Origin of the sequence: Nonomuraea rhizosphaerae, assembly GCF_019396405.1 — a bacterium.
Classification (GTDB): Bacteria; Actinomycetota; Actinomycetes; order Streptosporangiales; family Streptosporangiaceae; genus Nonomuraea; species Nonomuraea rhizosphaerae.
The window spans coordinates 1-20,178 of record NZ_JAHKRL010000215.1 but is presented as its reverse complement, the minus strand read 5'-3'; the positions used below and the strand labels follow the sequence as shown (position 1 = coordinate 20,178).

The window sequence follows — 20,178 nt, the reverse complement described above, 5'->3', positions numbered from 1 at the left end:
CGTGCCCGGCGCGGCGGCGGCCGGCGTCTGCGCGGCGGCGGCCGGCGTCTGCGCGGCGGCGGCGGTGCCCACCACCGGGCTCGCGATCACCAGCGCCAGCCCCGCGGTCGCCGCCAGTGTCGTCGTCACCAGTCGCATCATGCTCATCCCCTAGCCCCGTTTCTTAGTTTTCTTCTCTGATGTCGTCCCTCGGCGGAAAGTTCGCCGTGGGATTCTTACGTCTTGAGTCATCCGAACTCGACGCACGTCCCTGGAGGCAGGGACGCCTCGGTGACCTGGTCGAAAGCGATCATCGCCGCCGGTCCGGCGAGGGCGAGCGCGAGGACGGCGGCCGACAGGAAAGTGCGCAGGGACTCGGACTGATCCGTGGCGAAGCGGCGCAGTACGCATGCCCTGACCCACAGGCCGATCCCCGCACAGACCCCCACGATCACCGGCATCAGCGCAGCACGCGTCACAAAGAGGTAGCTCAGCGCGAACCGGTCGGGTCCGTCGAGATCCTTGCGGCACTCCAGCCAGGCGTTGGACACCATGACCAGGTCGACGTACGCGGCCGCGGCCCCCAGCACCACGGCGCCGGCCGCGAGCGCGAGCCACCGCAGTGGACGCGGGTCGGGCCGTGCCTGTTCGGCTGGTGAGCACAATTCCATCTGACAGCCCCTTCGTGTGACGGCCCCGGCTGGGCGATCAACGTGTATGTAACAGGCCCTCGCTTTACGTTCGCTTGACAGCCGCGTCCGTATGTCGAGATCTGGCCGCATTCCCAGCCGTCACGGCCCCCCGTCGGACCGTGCCCCCTTGGCGGGTTGGACTACGGCGACGGCCGGATGGTTGTGCCGGACCTGCCCGGGGCGCCTTGCCGGTGAACGGCGGATTGAGGGTTGTCCTGGCGCTTCAGCCTTGGGATCGCCATAACCCTCAATGGGCGGTGTAAAGATACAGTTGAGACATGGAAAAGGTCATGGAATTCGTGAGCGGCCTGACCGGAGTTGCCACGGTCACGGCGAGCGAGGCGGCCGGAGCGCCCGAGGTGGCCTGGGGCGACACGTTCTATTTCTACGATCCCGACGGTGACGTGCCCGCCGATCGGCGGTTGCCTTTCGCCACGGTCGTCATCAAGGACTATCCGGGATTCGACACGGCATCAAATCTCGGCCGTCCCGGTGTTTCCCGGCTGAACATCAATGTCGGCCGGGCCGTATTCGAAAAGCTCATCGGCTACCCGCCCGCCGCGCACGCCGAACATGAGGCGGAATTCGATTACGCCGCGATCGATCGGGTGATTCCGCATCCCCTGTACGCCGTTCAGTCGTGGGTGGCGATTCTGAACCCCGGAGAGAAGACCGGCGCGCAGGCGCTCGACCTTCTCTCCGGGGCGTACGAGCGGGCGGTCCGGCGCCACCGGCCGCCTCGCCCCGCGAGCTCCTAGTTCAGTCGGATCCCATGTCGTCCAGTGACCCCGCCGATCGGCCGAATGGCTGGTCAGGTGGGGCGCTGGACCAGGATTCGCTGGGTGACGGGCGCGTAGCACATGATGGAAGCCGCGCCGAAACCGCACCATATCCACATGGCGTTGGCGGAGTGGTGGCAGGCCTCGACGAGGGTCCGGCGGACCCGCTCCACGCCGAGCACATGCCCCCAGAGCCGATATGCCGAAATATCGTGAGTTCCGGTTTGTGATACGTGTGCTGGTTTGATGTGAAAAGGTGTTGTCGGGTCGATGGGCTCGAAAGCCAAGATATCGCCGCAACGCAGGTCGGCGACGACGATGATCATCAAATGCCCTCACGGATTCTCGCCATCGGCGGGGAAGAGGTAATGACGCGGAAGGGCTGACAAAGGGTCGCGATCTTCTGAAGAGATCGACATCCGTGGCCACTCGTCTGGAGGGTTTCCCATCGCGGGCGTCGCTAAAACGCCGCGCTTTATTCACGGCCGTCGCCGAATGGTGAACGTCCCCTTGGAGTCGCGCCGGCGAGAGTCACCACCGCCGCGCGGCCGGTCGCCACTACCGTGATCGGTGAAAGAGGACGTGAGCGACTCCCGTGAAAAGGAGGCGGTTGAAATGGATGACGCGGCGCTGGAGGCGTTGGGCCGGCGGCTGGCCGAGGTGTCTGGGGTGGTCGCGGTGGTGCTCGGCGGCAGCCGGGCCAGGGGGACGCATCGCCCCGACTCCGACATCGACCTGGGGCTTTACTATCGCGGCGAGCTGGACGTCGCCGCGCTGCGGGCGCTCGCCGTACAGGAGTCCGGTGAGCGGGCCGAGGTGACCGAGCCGGGCGGGTGGGGGCCGTGGGTGGACGGCGGTGGGTGGCTGACGATTGACGGCCGGCGAGTGGACTGGATTTATCGGGATTTGGAAAGGGTTGAGCGGATTTGGGGTGAATGTCAGGCGGGGCGGTACGAGGTGGGGACGCAGGCCGGGCATCCGCTGGGGTTCTATTCGCACGCGTACGCCGGTGAGGTGGCCCTGTGCCGGACGCTGGCGGATCCCGGCGGGGAGCTGGGCGAGTTGAAGGAGAGGGCGCGGGTCTATCCGGCGGCGTTGGGTGAGGCACTGGTGCGGGGGCTGTGGGAGGCCCACTTCTGCGTCCAGCTGGCCAGTTACGGGGCGGCCGGGGAGGATCCCGCGTACGCGGCCGGCTGCCTGTTCCGGGCGGTCGGCGTGGCCTGCCAGGCGCTGCACGGGCACGCGGGACGGTGGCTGATCAACGAGAAGGGCATGATCGCCTCGGCGGGGCGGCTGGCCTCGGCGCCGCCGGACTTCGCCGCCCGGGCCAAGGGGCTGCTGGGGAGCGTCGGCGGGTCGCGGCGGGAGATCGAGCGGGTGGTCGCCGACGCGGCGGCCCTCATGGAGGAGGTGCGGGCCGCCGTGAACGGCCCCACGTTCCAGGGCCCGGACGACCATGCCCCGGACGACCATGCCCCGGACGACCACGGTCCGCACGCCAACGGCCCGGCCGACCAGGGGCCGGACGGCAACGCCACGCCCGGCAACGGCCCGCCCGACAACGCCGCGCACCACAACGGCCCGCACGACGACCGGCGCGGATAGCGGGTGTCAGTTGTCGGGGAAGGCCAGGTTGCGGACCCGGCGCACGGCGCGCTTGAGCACCGTGCGGTCCTGCTCACGCGCCAGCCGCACCGCCTCCTGACGCCACGACTCCGCCTTCTCCCGCCACCGCTCCGCGTCCCTGCGGCCCTTGCCCGCCTCCCTGCGGAGCTGGGCCAGCTCGGCCTGCATGAGGGCGACGCGCTTGCGCAGCCGCGTGACGTCCTTCTCGTGCTGGGCCTTCACGCGCTCCAGGTCGGGGACCGGACGGCGGCGCGGCGGGTAGACGGCGGGCCGGGGGGAGAAACCCCACGACTGGCCGTCCACCCACTCCAGGCCGAACACCTCGTCCAGCACGCTGTCCAGGTCCTCGCCCGGCCGGGCGACCAGGGCGGCGCGGGACAGCGCGGCGGTGCGCTCCAGGCGGGCGACGACAACGCCGTGCTCGGTCTCGTCCAGGGCGACGCAGACGCATCCGCCGTCGTGCTCCTCCAGGTGGTCGACCAGCCGCTCCAGGGTGTCGCGGGACGGCACCCAGCCGGCGGGCAGGAGGAGCCGGAACGGTGGCACCACCTTGATCCCGTCACCTGAAGGATCTTCGGCGGGCTCCGCCAGGCGTACGCGGGCGTCGTGCTCGAACGTGGCGTGGATCAGGCGCAGGTCCAGGCCGGGATCCCGGAGCGGCGACCGGCGCTCGTCGCCCAGCGCCGCCCAGGGCCCCGTGACGGTGACCGCCACGTCCGGCACCGTGCCGCCCAGCAGCGCATCAACGGTCGCGCGCACGTCCTCGTAGCCCGCCGCGGGCCCCGCCGCGAGCCCGGTCGCGGGCACGACCGCCTCCACGTACGGGACAAGCCATTGCCGGCCGGGATCCGTACGGAGATACCTCCGGTAAGGCACCCGATCCGCCACGTACGGGTCGTTGTACCGCTTGAGCGCGGCGAAGTCCCGCATGGCGGTGGGCAGCCCGATGTGCCACACCCGCGAGTCGGGGTCCGGCACGTACACGGCTCCGGCCTGGGTGAGCCGATACCCCAGCTCGGTGTCCTCGGCCAGCACCAGCGAGGTGTCCAGGCCGCCGGCCGAGCGCAGCAGCGCGGCGGGGTAGGAGACGGTCGCGCCCACGTGGATGCGGGTCGCCAGCGAGCTGGGCGCGGTCCGCAGGCCGTCGTGGTCCAGGATGATCTTCTCGGCCCAGTCGTGCCGGTGCGGCGACAGGGGGAAGAGCTTGTCCTCGTGTCCCTGCGCGAGCGCCTCGCGCACCTCGCACGGCGACGGCAGCGGCGAGTCGCCGGAGGTGAAGTCGATCCACCCCAGCACCACCAGGTACGGGGCCAGATGGTGCCACCGGAGCTGCGCCTCGACGTGATGCCGGTGGGGCACCATGTCGGCGTCCAGGACGAAGACGACCTCCCCGGTCGCCGCCTCGACGCCGGTCTGCACGGCCCACGCCCGCCCCCACCCGCCGGGCGGGCTGCTGATCAGGCGCGTGTGCTCCGGGACCAGCGAGGGCAGGTGCACCGGCACGGCGCTGCCGTCGTCCACCACGATCACGTCGAGCAGGTGCGACGGGTACGTCTGCCCCGACAGCGCCGCCAAGGTGAGGTCGAGCGTCTCCTGCCGGTCGTGCGCCGGGACGACGACGGTGACGGTCAGCTCGGGGGTCCACTCGCCGAGCGCGGGCGGTTCGAGCACGCCGTAGTCGTTGCGCCGGATTCGCGGCGTCATGAACGGGTGCTCCCTTCGAGTTCCATCAGCGCGCTCGGCCGGAAGCCGCGCCACTGATTGCGGTTGCGCTGCAGGAACGTCCCGATCGGCTCCTGCCAGGTGTGGTTGGCCGCGGGACCGCGGCGCAGGATGTAGCCGAGCCCGTGCGTACGGTAGATCTGCCCGCCGGCGGCCTGCAGCGCCTCCTGGAACTGGGTGTCGACCGAGCGCCGCAGCGGCCGGAAGCCGCCCACCGCCTGGAACGCCGACCGTTCGACCAGGATGGTGCCGCCCGCGACGAAGCTGGTGATCTGCTCGGTGATCTGCCCGCGGTGCACGGTCACGTCGATCGACGACAGGTACACGAACTCGGGCACCGTCCCCACCACCTGCGCCCCCGAGTAGGAGTGGGCGAGCAGCAGGTCGGCGAGGAAGTCGGGCCCGTACCAGTCGTCGTCGTCCATCTTGAGGAGGAACGAGCCGGACGCCCTGGCGGCGGCGTGGTTGAGCACCTCGCCGAAGACGGCCTGGTGGTCGGCCTCGAAGACGGTCAGCGCCCCGTCATAGGCGGCGACGGGCGCGGCCACGTCGGGATGTCCTTTGGGCACGCCGTGCAGGGCGAGGATCACTTCGAGCTGGGCGCCGCGCTGCCGGGCCACCTGGTCGAGCGCGAACCCGACCATGTCCGCGCGCCGGGTCGCCAGCAGCACGGAGGTCAGCGGGGGAGCGGGGGCGGGGGCGCCGAGCTGTTCCCAGCGGGCGGCGACGCCGTGGGTGCGCAGGGCCTCGCGGCGCAGGCGGATGCTGTGCTCCTCGCGCCGGAGCTCGTCGGAGATGTCGGGGTTCGAGGTGATCAGACGGGTCAGCTCGTCACCCAGCGCGCCGGCCCAGCGCGGGACCTCGTCCGCGAGCAGCGGCACCCCGGCCGCGGCCAGGCCCGCCAGCACCCGGACGGCGGCCAGCGGGCCGCTGTGCGCGTGCCGCCAGTCGACCTCGACGGCGCGGATCTGCCGCAACCTGGACACGTCGGCGTCCGTCACGCCGCCCGACTCCGCGAACGCCGTCACCACCTTGCCCTCCAGCACCACCGACCAGCGGCCGTCGCGCTCCTCCAGGGACGCCAGGCCGCGCGAGGGGGTGGTGACGAAGCCCTGCGGGTTGATCAGGCGCTCGTCCACCGGCGGGATCATCGACGGCTCGGCGAGCACGTCGGGGTCGGCCAGCGGCAGCCCGGCTCCGCCCGGACGGCCCAGGCGCTCCCAGCTCGCGGCCTCGGCGGTGGGCCGCTCGATGGGCGTCTCGTCCCCGGACCACTCGACCTCGGCGGACTCCGCGGGCGGTTCGAGCGTGCGCAGCACCACGTCGCCGCCCGGCGCGCCCACCCGCTCGGGCACCGGCCCGGTCACCTCGGCGGGCGTCGCGTTCGGGTCCCCGGGACGCCAGTCCGCCGCCCCGACCCCGGCGATGGCCGCCGCGGGGGCCGCGATCACGTCGAGCCGGTGCCCGGCGAACGCCCGTGCCGTGGCCGTCACCGTACGCCCGGAAGGGGTGAATGCGGAGAAACGCGCATCCACCACCCACACCCGGTCCTTCGCCTGGTACACCCGCAGATCGGTCAGCGAGCGCCAGCGGTGCGCGGGCGTCGGCGTGGGCACGGGCGCGGGGTGCGAGGCGGGTGTGTCCAGCACGGCCACGACCACGCGCCGCGCGTCCGGCAGCAGCTTGTGCAGCGTCGCGGCCCGCCGCAGGTCGGCAGGGGTACGGGCGAGCAGCAGCACCTCGTGCGCCTTGGCGGCGTCCGGTACCGGCTCCAGCAGGTCGTGGTCCAGATCGACGGCCTCGACGGGTCCGGCGTCCGCGGGTATCGCCTCGACCCCGGCCAGGAAGACGCGGGCCTTCGGCAGCTCGGCCAGCAGCTCGCGGATCATCCGGTGCTCCGCAGGTGCTTGATGAGCGCGCTCAGCGGCCCGGTGTGCTCCTCGGGCTCGGGGTCGGGCTCGGCCGACAGCCGGTCCACCTCGACGCTCAGCCGCGCGATCTCCGCCTTGAGCTTCTTCAGCTCGTCCTGCCGCCTGCCTGCCACCGCGCGCCACTTGGCGGCGTCCCCGGACAGCGGCTCGGCATCGGCGTCCGGCATGAACCCGTACTCGGCCCCGCTCACCCACACCGACCCGAACATCTCGTCCACCAGGTCGTCGGTCCCGCCGTGGAACAGCGCCGCCCGCGAGAACGCCGCCGTGCGCTCCAGCCGGGCGCTCACCACCCCGGCCTCGCTCTCGGCCAGGGCGACGCAGACGAGCCCCAGCCTGTCCCGTTCGGCGAGGCCGATGAGCCCGGAAAGGGTGTCGGCGCCCAGAACCCACCCGGACGGGAGCGTCAGCAGGAAAGGAGCGGGAAAGGCGGAGGGCATCCCGGAGACGAACGTGACGCGCGGTTCGTGCTGGTACAGGTTGTGGATGAGCCGCAGGTCGAGCAGCGGGTCGTCGAGGCTGTCGCGCCGCTCGTCCGTGAGCTTCTCCCAGGGGCCGACGATCGCCACGGCCGCGTCCGTGACCGTCCCGGCCAGGGCCGAGTCGACGCCCGCGCGGGTCCGCTCGTAGCCGGTCGCCCCCACGACGACCCGTACGTACGGCACCAGCCAGCGCCGGCGCGGATGGTTGCGCAGCCACCGCAGATCGGGCACCAGATCGCCGAGGAACGACCAGTTGTGCCGGTGGACGTCCTTCTCGCGGCGCATGACCGTGGACGGCCCGACATGCCAGGCCCGGGCGTCGGCGTCCGGGATGAACACCGCCCCGGCCTGCGCCAGCCGATAGCCCAGCTCGGTGTCCTCGGCCATGTTGAGGCGCGCGTCCACGCCGCCCGTCCTGTCCAGCAGGTCGGCGCGCACCGAGGTGGAGGCGCCGGTGTGCAGCAGGTACGCGCTCCAGCCGGCGTCCTTGAGCATCCTGGTGGACTCCAGGGTCTTGCGCGTGTACTCGGTCGGCGCGCCCTCCTCACCCAGTTCGTCGACGAACCGGGTGTCGCCGATCACCACGGCGTGGTCGATGAGGTGGTGCCAGCGCATGTGCGCTTCCAGGTGGTCCGGGGCCAGGACCATGTCCGCGTCGAGCCAGTGGATCACGTCGCCGGTGGCGGCCAGCCGGCCGGTCTCCCTGGCCGCGCCGCGTCCCCATCCATCGCGTACCCGGACGACCCGGACGCCCGGCAGGTCGACGGGCGGGTCGCTGCCGTCGTCGGCGACGATCACCTCGGTGAGCGCGGCGGGGTAGGTCTGCCCGGAGAGGGCGGCGACGGTGCGCGCGAGCGCGGACGCGCAGTTGTAGGCGGGAATCACCACGGAGACGGTCAGGGCGGGTTGCCAGGTCCCGATGGCCGGCGGCCGTAACGCTCCCCAGTCGTTGTGCCTGACCCGCGTCATACGTGGCCCTTGGCCAGCGCGCGAACCTCTTCGCGCAGTTCCTCCACCTCTCGCGCCCTCGTCATGGCGTTGACCCGGTCCTCGCCCAGGGAGGCCAGGATCGCGCCCAGGTCCTCCTCGCGCCGCGTGGCCGACTGCTCGACGGCCTCGGCCAGGCGGTCCAGCCGCGCCTCGATGCGCTTGAGCGCCGCGATGTTGCCGGCCAGCTCGGCTTCGTGCTTCTTGGTCCGCTGGTCGATGCGCTGCGCCTTGCCGTCGACGCGGCGTACGGACAGGACAAGGACCGCGAGTGCGGCGAGGGCGATGGCGAAGGCCCCCGAGGCGACGGCGGCGCCCCACGTGAGCAGGCCCGTCAGGACGAGCACCACGAGGGCTGCGGCGGCCAGAACTCCGAGGATCGCGGCGGTCGCTGCCAGGCGGCGGGGCGAGAGCATCCGCGCATACCTTTCGTAGTCATGACTTCTGTGGCGTCAACGGAACATTGACACCTTATTCAACATCGGCCCCCACCGTGTCACAGCTTCCTGGAGGAAAACTGGGAGATTCCTGCTGGTTCCAGGTGCGATGTCGTCCACACCGATGGCGAACTCCGCGTCTCAGAGCATGTCAAAGCGGCGTAAGGTAGGCGCCGATTGAGTCCCCGCCGGTCGAGGAGCACCATGTCCGTCACCCCTTGCGGCTTCGTACGCACGCCGGAGAAGGGACTCGCCCGCCTGCACTGGAAGCATCCGGGGGAGTGGGCCGTGGACGGGCAGGAGCCCGAGCTGCCCGCCCTCCACGCCGTGCGCGGCCTGGAGATCGAGTGGCCGGACCACAAGGTGCCGCTCGCCGGGCTGGTCCGGCTCGCGGCGGCCGGCCTCCCGCTCACCGCCGACCACGCGCCCGCCTGGGTGCCCGCCGAGCTCGCGGCGCTGCTCACCGACCGCGACTGGCTCACGCAGTGCGAGAGCGGCTCGCGATCGGTGGCCGACCTGCGGCGCGAGGAGCACAGCGTACGGCTGCGCCGCCTGACCCACCGCCTGCCGCCGTCGCGCACGCCGCGGATCAGCGTCGTCATGTCCACCCGGCGCGCCGCGATGGTGCCGAGCGCGCTGGCCCAGATGGCCCGCCAGCGGGACACCGACGTCGAGGTGCTGCTCGGCCTGCACGGGATCGCCTTCGAGGAGGTACGGCAGGCGGTCGAGAGCAGCTCCCTGCCGGTGAGCTGGGTCGAGGCCCCGGCCGGGACGCCGTTCGGCGACGTGCTGAACGAGGCCGCCGCCCTGGCGTCGGGCGACTACCTGGTCAAATGGGACGACGACGACTGGTACGGCCCCGACCACCTGGCCGACCTGGTCATGGCGGCGTCGTACTCGGGGGCTGACATCGTGGGCACGACGGCCGAGTTCTTCTACCTGGAGCCGCTGCGGGCGACGATCAGGCGCACCACGTTCGCCAGCGGCGCGGCCTATCCGAGCGAGGTGTCCGCCGACCACGTGGCGGGCGGCACCATCCTCGCCTCAAAGGCGATATTTCAGGAGGTGGGAGGGTTCCCCAGTCAGCCGAGCGCGGTCGACCGGGACTTCCTCAAGGCCGCGCACGAGGCGGGCGCCGTCATCTACCGCACCCACGGCCTCGGCTACGTGCTCCGGCGCACGCTCAGCGACCAGCACACCTGGCAACTGCCCTTGGCCCACTTCCTGAAGGTCGCCACGAACCAGTGGCGCGGCTTCCGCCCCAGCCGCCTGATGGAAGCCGCATGAGAGTACGCGGCAACGACTACCGGATGCTCCAGGCCCCGGAGTCGTACACCCCGTCCCTGCGCGTCAGCGTCGTCGTCCCCGCCTACAACAGCCAGGACAAGCTGGACCTGGTCCTGGCCGGGCTGGCCCGGCAGACCTACCCGCCGGAGCTGATCGAGGTCCTCGTCGTCGACAACGGCAGCTCGCCGCCGCTGCGGCTGCCCCGGGAACGCCCGCAGAACACCCGGCTGATCGTCTGCGAGCAGCCCGGACGCGCCGCCGCGCGCAACGCCGGCCTCGCCGCGGCCACCGGCGACGTGATCCACTGGCTCGACTCCGACGTCGTGCTCGCGCCCGGCTCGGTCGAGGCGCACATGCGCTGGCACCACGCCGCCCCGTACATGGCCGTGACCAGCTACATCAGGTTCACCAGCGCCCCCGTGCCGGCCGAGCTGCCCGACGACCTGGAAGAGGCGTTCGAGCCGGCCGAGCCGCACGCCTGGCTGATCGACCTGATCGAGCGCACGAACGGGCTCACCGACAACAGCCAGCGCCCCTTCAGCCTGCACGTCGGCGGCGCCACCTCGGTCAACGCCCGGCTCGTCGCCGCGGCCGGGGAGATGGACGACGACCTGATCCTCGGCCAGGACACCGAGATGGGCTACCGGCTCTACCAGGCCGGGGCGGTGTTCGTGCCCGAGCCCAAGGCCCGCGCCTACCATCTCGGGCCCACCATGCGGATGCGCGAGCAGCACTCCATCGACCGCGTCAGCTACGCGTTCGTCGCCGACCGCATCCCCCAGTACCGGTGGCTGCGCTCGCACCCCACCCGCCAGTGGAAGGTCCCGTACGTCGCGGTCGTCGTGGACGGCACCGCCGGGTACGAGCAGGTCCGCGCCACGGTCGACGCCCTGCTCGCGGGCACCATGCTGGACCTGACCGTCGTGATCACCGGCCCCTGGGACACGGTCGGCCGCGAGCGCCGCGCGCCGCTGAAGGACCCCGCGCTCGACCTGGTGCTGGTCCACGGCCACTACCTGCACGAAGGCCGGGTGCGGCTGGCGCTCACCGACGAGGCGGACCCGTCCACGCCGTACGTGTTCCGGCTGCCCACCGGCTGGGTGCCCGGCGAGGACAGCCTGGCCAGGCTGCTGGAGCTGGCCCGCGCCGAGGGGCTCGGGCTGGTGAACGTGCTGCTGGAGGAGACGGCGGAGGGGGTGCGGTACGCGCGGCTGGAGCGCGTCTCGGCCTTCGCCAGGGCGCGGATCGTCACCGATGCCAGTACTGCGGAGGAGCTCGACGACGCGGTGGACGACGTGTCGGGCGTCTCCTGGGTGGAGGGCGAGACCTACGGGTTCTCCACCGAGGCGGCGGAGCTGCTCGGCCGCCGCGGCGCGTACCGGGCCAGGCTCAAGGCCGAGGCCGACGCGGCCCGGCTGGCCAAGGAGGCCGAACGGCTGCGCGCCCAGGTCACCAAGTGGCGCGACGAGGCGGGCAAGTGGCGCAAGAGCGCCGTCGAGCTGCGGCGCGACGTCAGCACGCTGCGCCGCCAGCTCGCCGCGGCCAACCGGGCGCAGCAGAGCATGCGCGTCCTGCTGTCCACGACCGTCAAGCGCGCGCTGCGCAAGAAACTGCGCGGCTGACCGGCGGGGCTGACCGGCGCGGCTGACCGGCGGGGCTGACCGGCACGGCAGACCGGCGGAGCGTGCGCGGCGGGCGTGCGCGTCAGTTGGTGGAGCGCAGGGCGGACCTCAGGCGGCCCAGCAGCGAGCGCTCGTCGGCGGCGGGCTCGGTGATCGTCGCCCCGGCCGATGCCGGGTCGGAATTGGGCGCCTTCTCCGGTGAAGCCTTGGCCTGCTCCGACGGCGGTTTGGCCTGCGCCTGCTCGGCCGCCGGCTTGGGCGGCGCGGCCGGGGGCCAGTAGCGGTCCGGCTCGACGTGCCGCACACCGTGCGTGACCTGGATGATCTCGTCGAGATCGTCGCCCGGCGCGGCCAGCAGCACCGCGCGCCCCAGCGCCGACGTGCGCTCCAGCCTGGCCGTGCGCCCGTCGGGCAGGTCCACGACCAGCACGCCCGTCAGGTCCTTCTGCACCGTCTCGATCATCCGCTCCAGCGTCGCGCGGTGCAGCGGCACGTCCACCGGCCCCCGGTAGCGGAACGGCGCGGGCGCCGGGGTCGGGGCCGCCTCGTCGATCAGCCGGATCCGCTCGTCGTGCGCGAACAGGTCGCGCATCAGCCGCATCTCGAAGCTCGGGTCGCCGAGCACCGCCCGCCGCCCTTCGTGCAGCCGCGACCACGGCCCGACCAGCGTCACGACGACGTCCTGGAGCTTGCCGTCCAGCGCCGCCGTCACCGCCTGGCGCACGACCGACTCGGAGGTGTCGGTGACGTCCAGCACGATCTCCACGTACGGCACCAGCCAGCGGCGCCCCTGGTCCTTGCGCAGGTCCCGGCGGAGCGGGACCCGGTGGGCCAGGTACGGCTCCACGGCCCGCACAGCGCGCTCCTTGTCGCGGCGCTGCGCCGGCAGCCCGAGATGGGCCGCCTGAGCGTCCATGTCCGGGATGAACACGACGCCGTGCATGGCCAGCCGGTAGGCGAACTCGGTGTCCTCGCCGCGCGCCACGTTCGGGTCGAGACCGCCCACGGCGTGGAAGACCTCCCGGGGAAGGGCGAAGGTCGGCCCTGTGCACACGTGGTAGGGGTTGCGGCTCTTGCGCAGCCCGTCGGTCTTGGCGATCGTCGCCTCGGTGGAGCTGGAGACGCCCGCCGCCAGGTCGAACACGTCACTCAGGTGCCCCGCCTGGAAGACCTGCCGCGGCGTCACGGCGGGCACCTCGATGAACCGCTTCATCCCGATCGTGACCAGGTAGTCCGTCAGGTGGTGCCAGCGGGCCAGCGCCTCGATGTGCTCGCGGCAGGCCACCATGTCGGAGTCGAGCCGCTGGATGATCTCGCCGTCGGCTGCCTTGGCGCCGGTGTTGACGGCGTTCGAGATGCCCCAGCCGCTGGTCACGCGTATGACCCGGGTGTTGACCGGCCTGATCTCCGGCAGCCTGATCGGCGGCTCGCTGCCGTCGTCCACGACCAGGACCTCCATGAGGTGGTCCGGGTACGTCTGGGCGGCCAGCGCCGCCAGCGTCAGCGGCAGGTGCGGCCCGCCGTGCGCGGGTATCACCACGCTCACGGACAGAGCCGGCGACCAGGTGCCGAGCAGCGGCGGCGTCAATGGAGAAAAGTCGTTCTGCGACATGGCAGGACGCGCGTTCATGGTGGTGACCCCCTGCCGGGACCATACCGGGAGATGCTGAGAATTTCCTGAAATGCGGGACATGGCCTCGCCGCCGCGCGCACACCCCCGACCCCGTACACTCGGTGGCCAAGACCGCAGGTAGGGAGTCAAGTATGACCAGGTCGTGGCGTGGCCTCATCGAGGAGTACCGAGAGCGTCTTCCGGTCACCACGAAGACGCCCGTCGTCACGCTGCTGGAGGGCGGCACGCCGCTGGTGCCCGCGCACCGCGTGTCGGCGCTGACCGGATGCGAGGTCTACCTGAAGGTGGAGGGCGCCAACCCGACGGGCAGCTTCAAGGACCGTGGCATGACCATGGCCATCAGCAAGGCCGTCGAGGAGGGCGCCAAGGCGGTCATCTGCGCCTCCACCGGCAACACCTCCGCCTCGGCCGCCGCCTACGCCGTGCGCGCCGGCCTGACCTGCGCCGTGCTCGTGCCCCGCGGCAAGATCGCGATGGGCAAGCTGGCCCAGGCGCTCGTCCACGGGGCCACGCTGCTCCAGGTCGAGGGCTCCTTCGACGACTGCCTGGAGATGACCCGCAAGCTGTCGGCCAGCTACCCGATCGCGCTGGTCAACTCCGTCAACCCGTTCCGGCTCCAGGGGCAGAAGACGGCCGCGTTCGAGATCGTCGACACGCTCGGTGACGCGCCCGACATCCACTGCATCCCGGTGGGCAACGCGGGCAACATCTCGGCCTACTGGATGGGCTACAAGGAGTACCTGGCCGACCGCATCGCCACCAAGGCGCCGCGGATGCTCGGCTTCCAGGCCAGCGGCGCGGCCCCGATCGTCAACGGCGGGCCCGTCGCCCACCCGCACACGATCGCCACCGCCATCCGCATCGGCAACCCCGCCTCCTGGCAACTGGCCACCGACGCCCGCGACGAGTCCGGCGGCGCCATCGACTCGGTCACCGACCGGCAGATCGCGGCCGCGTACAAGCTGCTGGCCCAGGAGGAGGGCGTCTTCGTCGAGCTCGCCTCCGCCGCCGGCGTGGCGGGGCTGCTGCAGGCGCACGCGCGCGGGCAGATCTCCCCGGGGCAGCGCATCGTGTGCACCGTCACGGGCAACGGGCTCAAGGACCCCGACTGGGCGATCTCGGGCGCTCCCGCCCCGGTCACCATCCCGATCGACGTGCACGCCGCCGCGGCGGCGCTCAGCCTCGCCTGAGGCCCCTCCGCCACGAGAGAGACACACCATTGAGCACCGTTGAGATCCGGGTCCCCGCCACCTCGGCGAACCTGGGGCCCGGCTTCGACACGCTCGGCCTCGCGCTGAGCCTGTACGACGAGGTCCGGGTCACGCTGACCGCCGAGCCCGGCGTGCGCGTCGAGGTCGAGGGGGAGGGCGCGGGAGAGATTCCGCTCGGCGAGAAACATCTGATCGTGGCGACCATGCGCGAGACGTTCGACCGCATGGGCCTGGCCCAGCCCGCCGGCATCGCGCTGCGCTGCCACAACCGGATCCCGCACTCGCGCGGGCTCGGATCATCGGCGGCGGCGGTGTGCGCGGGCATCCTGGCCGCCCGCGCCCTCGCGAACGGCTCCACGCGATCCCTCACGAACGGCTCCACGCCCGCCTCCGGGGCTTTTTCCGACGACGACGTCCTCGCGCTGGCCACCGAGATCGAAGGCCATCCCGACAATGTCGCGCCGTGCCTGGCCGGAGGGCTCGTGATCGCCTGGACCGACCACACCGGTTCACCGCGTATGGTGAAACTGCTCCCGGACACGCGCGTCCGCCCGATCGTGTTCGTCCCGTCGTCACGACTGGCCACGGAAACCGCGCGGGGCTTGTTGCCGAAGGACGTGCCCCACAAGGACGCCTCCTTCAACGCCGGCAGGGCCGCGTTGCTGATCGCCGCGCTGACCCAGCGGCCGGAGCCAGGGCTGCTGCTCGCGGCCACGGAGGACCGACTTCACCAGACCTACCGCGCGCCTGCGATGCGGGCCAGCGTGGATCTGGTAGAACGTCTCCGTGAAGTGGGCGTGCCCGCGGTCGTTTCGGGAGCGGGTCCCACGGTTCTTGCGTTTTCGACATCGGATTCGCAGGATTTGATCGCGCCAGAAGTGGGTAATGACTGGCACATCCAGCTAATGGACGTCGAGCCCGTTGGTGCGAGCGTTCAGTTCCCCGAGACACGCTGATGCCTCTTTAGACCTCCAGGGAATAGCCGTGTGCGCTGGTGATGTTAGGCTTATAGCCGCACCAGATGCCCCCTTGTTGGGCGCGTGCTTGCTATCAGCCACACATCACTGCATCATGCTGCACGTCGCAAGGCGTGAGCGGAGTGGCTGTCTCCCCGGAATCCGTTGCCTCCGGTTGGCCCACACCCGGTTGGCCCGACGCGAGGTGGCGACGACGGGGGCCTGCGCGTTCGAATCACCTCGACATCTGGCTGGCGACAGCAATCTGAGGGGTGTCGTCCTCGCGTCACTGTCCTGTGGCCGCTTGGACACGCCTCTCCCCAAGAGTGGCGACCGTCCCCAGCGGCGGTCGAAGATCGCAACGTGCACCCCGACCCGGTCTGTCCCGCCGGATCGAAAGCACCTCCGGGACGCCCGGCAGAACAAAACCGGCGCCCGACCCCTGGGAAGGACCTTTAGTTGAGCGACACCACCGAACTCCTCTCCGACGCATCAGGCTCGCCTGCGCAGCCGGCGTCCGGCGACACCCCCACTCGCGCCGCGGCCAAGCCCCGTGCGCGTCGCTCCGGCACCGGCCTGTCCGCCAAGGTGCTGCCCGAGCTGCAGAAAATGGCCGCTGAGCTGGGCATCAGCGGCACCGGGCGCATGCGGAAGAGCCAGCTCATCGCGGCCATCCAGGAGAAGCAGGGTGGCGGCACCGGAGAAGGCGCACCCGCCGCCGTCGAGGCCCCGGTGGCCTCCGACGCGGCACCCGTCGCGGAGCGGCCCACCAGGACGCGTCGGGAACGTTCCCGCACCAAGACCGTGGAGGAGCCCGTTGCGCCGGCTCCTTCGCCCGTAGCCACGCAGGCTCCCGCGACGGCCCCCGTGGCCGCGCCCGAGCCGGTGGTCTCGGCCCCCGAGCCCGTGGCCACGACGGCCGAGCCGCTCGTGGAGCAGTCGCAGCCCGGCGACGGCCAGCTCGACACGCGCGGTGAGCGCGGCGAGAGCCGTCGTGAGCGGCGCAGCAGAGGCGAGCGCCGCGAGCGTGGAGACCGCGGCGACCGAAGCAGCGACCGCACGGAGCGTGGCGACCGTGGCGACCGCGCGGACCGTGGCGGCAGCAGCGACCGTGGTGGCAGCGACCGCACCGGCGGCGACCGTGTCGGCGGCGAGCGCAGCGGCGACCGCGTCGGCAACGACCGCGGCGACGGTGGCCGTGATGGCCGTGACAACCGCGACCGCGACCGTGACCGCGACGGCGGACGCTCCGACCAGCGCGTCGCCGACGGCGGCGGGCGTGGCGGCGACCCGCGTGGCGGCCAGGACGACGACGACCGCGGACGCGGCGGCAGGCGGGGCCGGTTCAGGGAGCGCAACCGTGGCCGTGGCCGCGACCGCTTCGACAGCAGCGAGCCCGTCATCGGCGACGACGACGTGCTCATCCCGATCGCCGGCATCCTGGACATCCTCGACAACTACGCGTTCGTCAGGACCAGCGGCTACCTGCCCGGCAGCAACGACGTCTACGTCTCGCTCGCTCAGATCCGCCGCAACGGCCTGCGCAAGGGCGACGTCATCACCGGCGCCGTCCGGCAGCCGCGCGACGGCGAGCGCCGCGAGAAGTTCAACGCGCTGGTCCGCCTCGACACCGTCAACGGCATGGACCCGGAGCAGGCCCGCAACCGGCCCGACTTCAACAAGCTGACGCCGCTGTACCCGCAGGAGCGCCTGCGCCTGGAGACCGAGCCGAACATCCTCACCACGCGGATCATCGACCTCGTCTCCCCGATCGGCAAGGGTCAGCGCGGCCTCATCGTCTCGCCGCCCAAGGCCGGTAAGACGATGGTGCTGCAGGCGATCGCCAACGCGATCACCCGCAACAACACCGAGTGCCACCTGATGGTCGTCCTCGTCGACGAGCGGCCTGAAGAGGTCACCGACATGCAGCGGTCGGTCAAGGGCGAGGTCATCCACTCGACCTTCGACCGTCCCGCCGAGGACCACACCACGGTCGCCGAGCTCGCCATCGAGCGGGCCAAGCGCCTGGTGGAGCTGGGCCACGACGTGGTCGTCCTGCTCGACTCGATCACCCGTCTCGGGCGCGCGTACAACCTCGCCGCTCCCGCCTCGGGCCGCATCCTGTCCGGTGGTGTCGACTCCACGGCGCTCTACCCGCCCAAGCGCTTCTTCGGCGCCGCCCGCAACATCGAGAACGGCGGCTCGCTGACGATCCTGGCCACGGCCCTGGTCGAGACCGGGTCCAAGATGGACGAGGTCATCTTCGAGGAGTTCAAGGGCACCGGCAACATGGAGCTCAAGCTCAGCCGCTCGCTCGCGGACAAGCGCATCTTCCCCGCGGTGGACGTGGACGCGTCCAGCACGCGTAAGGAAGAGATCCTCATGTCCAAGGACGAGCTCCAGATCGTCTGGAAGCTGCGGCGGGTGTTGCACGCGCTCGACATGCAGCAGGCGCTGGAGCTGCTCCTGGAGAAGATGAAGGAGACCAAGTCCAACGCCGAGTTCCTCCTGCAGGTCCAGAAGACCACGGTGAGCAACGACCGCGACTGAGGCTGATCCCTTTTCGGGACGGGGCGGCAGGGGTTTCCCTGCCGCCCCGTCCGCGTTTCTCCCCGTTCACGTTTTCCCGTTCGTGTTTTCCCGTTCGTGTTTCTCCCAGGAGGAGTACGGGGGTTAACCCCACCTCAGAACGGAAGCCCACCACATTCTCCGGGCCCTTCCCGCCGGGCACTCTTGGAGCATGGTTGCTGTGCCGTTGAGAGCGCGTGTGCCGTTCGGGCCGAAGGGGCCCGTGGGGGTGGTGGTCGATCCGGCCACCTGGCGCGCGGTGCCGTACATGCTGGTCAGCCTGGCCTTCGGGGTCGGGTGGTTCTTCGTGCTGGTCATGGCGGTGCCGTTCTCGCTGATGCTGGTGGTCTTCTGGGTGGGCATCCCGCTCGTCCTGCTGACCATGATCGTCTGGCGCGGCGCCGCGATGCTGGAGCGGCGCGTCCTGCGGGTGGCGTTAGGCGTGCACATCGCCGACCCCTACCGCGAACGTCCCGAGCGCGGCATCGTCCCCCATCTGGGATGGCTGCTCAAGGATCCGGCCACCTGGAAGGACCTGGGGTATCTGCTGCTGCTGTTCCCGCTGAGCCTGCTGGAGTTCGTCGTCTCGATGGTGGGATGGATGACGACCGCCACGCTGATCACCTCGATGTTCTGGTACGGGCAGGGCGACGTGCTGCGGCTGGAAGGCGTCGTGATCATCGACAGCTGGCCCGAGGCGATGCTCGGCACGATCTTCGGCTTCGGCATGCTCGCCGTGACCGCCTACGCCGTGCGCGGAATGGCCTGGCTGCACGGCACGCTCGCCACGGTCCTGCTCGGCGGCAGCGAGGAGGAGCGGCTGCGGGCCAGCGAGGAACGGCTGCGCGCCAGCCGGGCCAGGGGCATCGACGCGGCGGAGGCCGAGCGGCGCAGGATCGAACGCGACCTGCACGACGGCGCCCAGCAGCGGCTGCTGTCCGTCGCGGTGGACCTGGGGCGGGCGCAGGCCAAGCTCGACCACGACCCGGAAGAGGCGAGAACGCTGATCGCCCAGGCCCATTCCGGCACCAAGGCCGCGATCGCCGAGCTGCGCGACCTGGCCAGGGGCATCCACCCGGCCATCCTGAGCGACCGCGGGCTCGACGCGGCCCTGTCCGGCCTGGCCGCGCGGGCGCCGGTGCAGGTGGACGTGGCGGTCGAGCTGGCCACCCGCCCGCCGGCCGCCGTGGAGAGCATCGCCTACTTCATCGTCGCCGAGGCCCTGGCGAACATGGCCAAGCACTCGGCCGCCACGGAGGCCTCCGTACGGGTGACCAGGGAAGACCGCCGCGTCCTCGTCGACGTCTGGGACAACGGCATAGGAGGCGCCCTCGTCAGCCCGGGAGGCGGCCTGGCGGGGCTCGCGGACCGCGCGGCCACCATCGACGGCGTTCTCGTCCTGCACAGCCCTGTGGGCGGCCCCACGCTCGTGCGGGCGGAACTCCCCTGCCAGTGGTAGCGCCTGCGAGAGTGGCCCACCCTGAGGGCGCCGCATCGCGCGACCGCCGCTTCAGGGTGAGAGCGCTGGGTGAGTGATCGTCACGTTCGCGCGTAGCCGTCGCCGGGATGGTAGGCATTGCACATGCGCGTGGTCATCGCCGAGGATTCCGTACTGCTGCGCGAGGGGCTGGCCCGCCTGCTTGCCGACGGGGGCATCGAGACCGTCGCGGCGGTCTCCGACGGGCCCGCCCTGGTGGCCGCGGTCAAGGAGCACGCCCCTGACCTGGCGATCGTCGACGTCCGGATGCCGCCGAGCCACACCGACGAGGGGCTGCGCGCGGCGTTGAAGGTGCGGGCGGCCAGGCCCGACTTCCCCATCCTGGTGCTGTCGCAGTACGTGGAGGAGCGCTACGCGGGCGAGCTGATCGGCAAGGCCGTCGGGTACCTGCTCAAGGAGCGGGTGGCCGACGTGGCCGAGTTCCTGGACGTGGTGCGCCAGGTGGCGGCGGGGGCGACGATCATCGACCCGGAGGTGGTCATGCAGCTGCTCAGCAGGCAACGGCGGGGCGCGCCGCTCGACACGCTGTCCCGCCGGGAGCGGGAGGTGCTGGCGCTGATGGCCGAAGGACGGTCGAACACGGCCATCGCCGCCCGGCTGGTCGTCACCGAAGGGGCCGTGGAGAAGCACATATCTGGCATCTTCGCCAAGCTGGCCCTCGGGCCCGCGCCCGAGGACCATCGCCGGGTGCTGGCCGTGCTCACGTATTTAGGCCGTCAGTGACGGGCGCCCCCGAGGGGGGCCCGGGGGCACCGGGCCGCCCCGGAC

16 protein-coding genes are annotated in these 20,178 nt (G+C 71.5%); 9 read left to right on the top strand and 7 right to left on the bottom strand.

Features of this window, described 5'->3' with window-relative positions; translation table 11 throughout:
* Positions 1-227 precede the first annotated feature (227 nt).
* Positions 228-650, bottom strand: coding sequence for a hypothetical protein (locus tag KME77_RS10475; protein ID WP_219464928.1), 423 nt, complete (start codon positions 648-650; stop codon positions 228-230).
* A 299-nt stretch (positions 651-949) separates the two neighbouring features.
* On the opposite strand from KME77_RS10475, the gene KME77_RS10470 reads away from it, so the two are divergent.
* Positions 950-1,429, top strand: a complete 480-nt coding sequence (locus tag KME77_RS10470) for a DUF6194 family protein (RefSeq protein WP_219464926.1) — start codon at positions 950-952, stop codon at positions 1,427-1,429.
* A gap of 53 nt (positions 1,430-1,482) precedes the next feature.
* On the opposite strand, the gene KME77_RS10465 is transcribed toward KME77_RS10470, so the two are convergent.
* Positions 1,483-1,776, bottom strand: coding sequence for a hypothetical protein (locus KME77_RS10465; RefSeq protein ID WP_219464924.1), 294 nt, complete (start codon positions 1,774-1,776; stop codon positions 1,483-1,485).
* 289 nt (positions 1,777-2,065) lie between these two features.
* Between KME77_RS10465 and KME77_RS10460 the strand changes: the two genes are divergently transcribed.
* Positions 2,066-3,055, top strand: a complete 990-nt coding sequence (locus KME77_RS10460; protein WP_219464915.1) for a nucleotidyltransferase domain-containing protein — start codon at positions 2,066-2,068, stop codon at positions 3,053-3,055.
* 6 nt (positions 3,056-3,061) lie between these two features.
* On the opposite strand, the gene KME77_RS10455 is transcribed toward KME77_RS10460, so the two are convergent.
* Genes KME77_RS10455 through KME77_RS10440 form a run of 4 tightly spaced genes read right to left on the bottom strand, consistent with a single transcriptional unit; the run spans position 3,062 to position 8,614 of the window.
* On the bottom strand, positions 3,062-4,780 hold the full coding sequence (locus KME77_RS10455; RefSeq protein ID WP_219464912.1) for a glycosyltransferase family 2 protein: 1,719 nt from the start codon (positions 4,778-4,780) through the stop codon (positions 3,062-3,064).
* Positions 4,777-6,687 carry a glycosyltransferase gene (locus tag KME77_RS10450; protein WP_219464909.1) on the bottom strand — a complete coding sequence of 637 codons (1,911 nt, stop codon included), beginning with the start codon at positions 6,685-6,687 and terminating at the stop codon, positions 4,777-4,779. Before KME77_RS10450 ends, KME77_RS10455 begins: the two co-directional genes overlap by 4 nt.
* Positions 6,684-8,180: a glycosyltransferase family 2 protein gene (locus tag KME77_RS10445; RefSeq protein ID WP_219464901.1), complete on the bottom strand. Its 1,497-nt coding sequence runs from the start codon at positions 8,178-8,180 to the stop codon at positions 6,684-6,686. Before KME77_RS10445 ends, KME77_RS10450 begins: the two co-directional genes overlap by 4 nt.
* Positions 8,177-8,614 carry a hypothetical protein gene (locus KME77_RS10440; protein WP_219464899.1) on the bottom strand — a complete coding sequence of 146 codons (438 nt, stop codon included), beginning with the start codon at positions 8,612-8,614 and terminating at the stop codon, positions 8,177-8,179. The genes KME77_RS10445 and KME77_RS10440 overlap by 4 nt, the downstream gene beginning before the upstream one ends.
* 225 nt (positions 8,615-8,839) lie before the next feature.
* Between KME77_RS10440 and KME77_RS10435 the strand changes: the two genes are divergently transcribed.
* Entirely contained in the window at positions 8,840-9,922 is a 1,083-nt protein-coding gene (locus tag KME77_RS10435; protein ID WP_219464897.1) for a glycosyltransferase family 2 protein, read from the top strand.
* Positions 9,919-11,544 carry a glycosyltransferase family 2 protein gene (locus KME77_RS10430; RefSeq protein ID WP_219464896.1) on the top strand — a complete coding sequence of 542 codons (1,626 nt, stop codon included), beginning with the start codon at positions 9,919-9,921 and terminating at the stop codon, positions 11,542-11,544. The genes KME77_RS10435 and KME77_RS10430 overlap by 4 nt, the downstream gene beginning before the upstream one ends.
* An 82-nt stretch (positions 11,545-11,626) precedes the next feature.
* Here the strand turns inward: KME77_RS10430 and KME77_RS10425 are convergent, their stop codons facing one another.
* Positions 11,627-13,174 carry a glycosyltransferase family 2 protein gene (locus tag KME77_RS10425; RefSeq protein ID WP_219464893.1) on the bottom strand — a complete coding sequence of 516 codons (1,548 nt, stop codon included), beginning with the start codon at positions 13,172-13,174 and terminating at the stop codon, positions 11,627-11,629.
* A gap of 134 nt (positions 13,175-13,308) precedes the next feature.
* Here KME77_RS10425 and thrC point away from each other — a divergent pair, with 134 nt between their 5' ends.
* From thrC to KME77_RS10400, 5 genes are all read left to right on the top strand, one after another.
* Entirely contained in the window at positions 13,309-14,367 is a 1,059-nt protein-coding gene (gene thrC, locus KME77_RS10420) for a threonine synthase (RefSeq protein WP_219464883.1), read from the top strand.
* A gap of 29 nt (positions 14,368-14,396) precedes the next feature.
* Positions 14,397-15,344: a homoserine kinase gene (gene thrB / locus KME77_RS10415; protein WP_219464875.1), complete on the top strand. Its 948-nt coding sequence runs from the start codon at positions 14,397-14,399 to the stop codon at positions 15,342-15,344.
* Between the two features lie 459 nt (positions 15,345-15,803).
* Positions 15,804-17,894 carry a transcription termination factor Rho gene (gene rho, locus KME77_RS10410; RefSeq protein ID WP_219464873.1) on the top strand — a complete coding sequence of 697 codons (2,091 nt, stop codon included), beginning with the start codon at positions 15,804-15,806 and terminating at the stop codon, positions 17,892-17,894.
* A 199-nt stretch (positions 17,895-18,093) separates the two neighbouring features.
* A complete protein-coding gene (locus KME77_RS10405) occupies positions 18,094-19,371 on the top strand; it encodes a sensor histidine kinase (RefSeq protein WP_308250650.1) in 1,278 nt (425 codons plus the stop codon).
* Positions 19,372-19,494: 123 nt separating this feature from the next.
* Entirely contained in the window at positions 19,495-20,133 is a 639-nt protein-coding gene (locus KME77_RS10400) for a response regulator transcription factor (RefSeq protein WP_219464862.1), read from the top strand.
* The last annotated feature ends 45 nt before the right edge of the window (positions 20,134-20,178 follow it).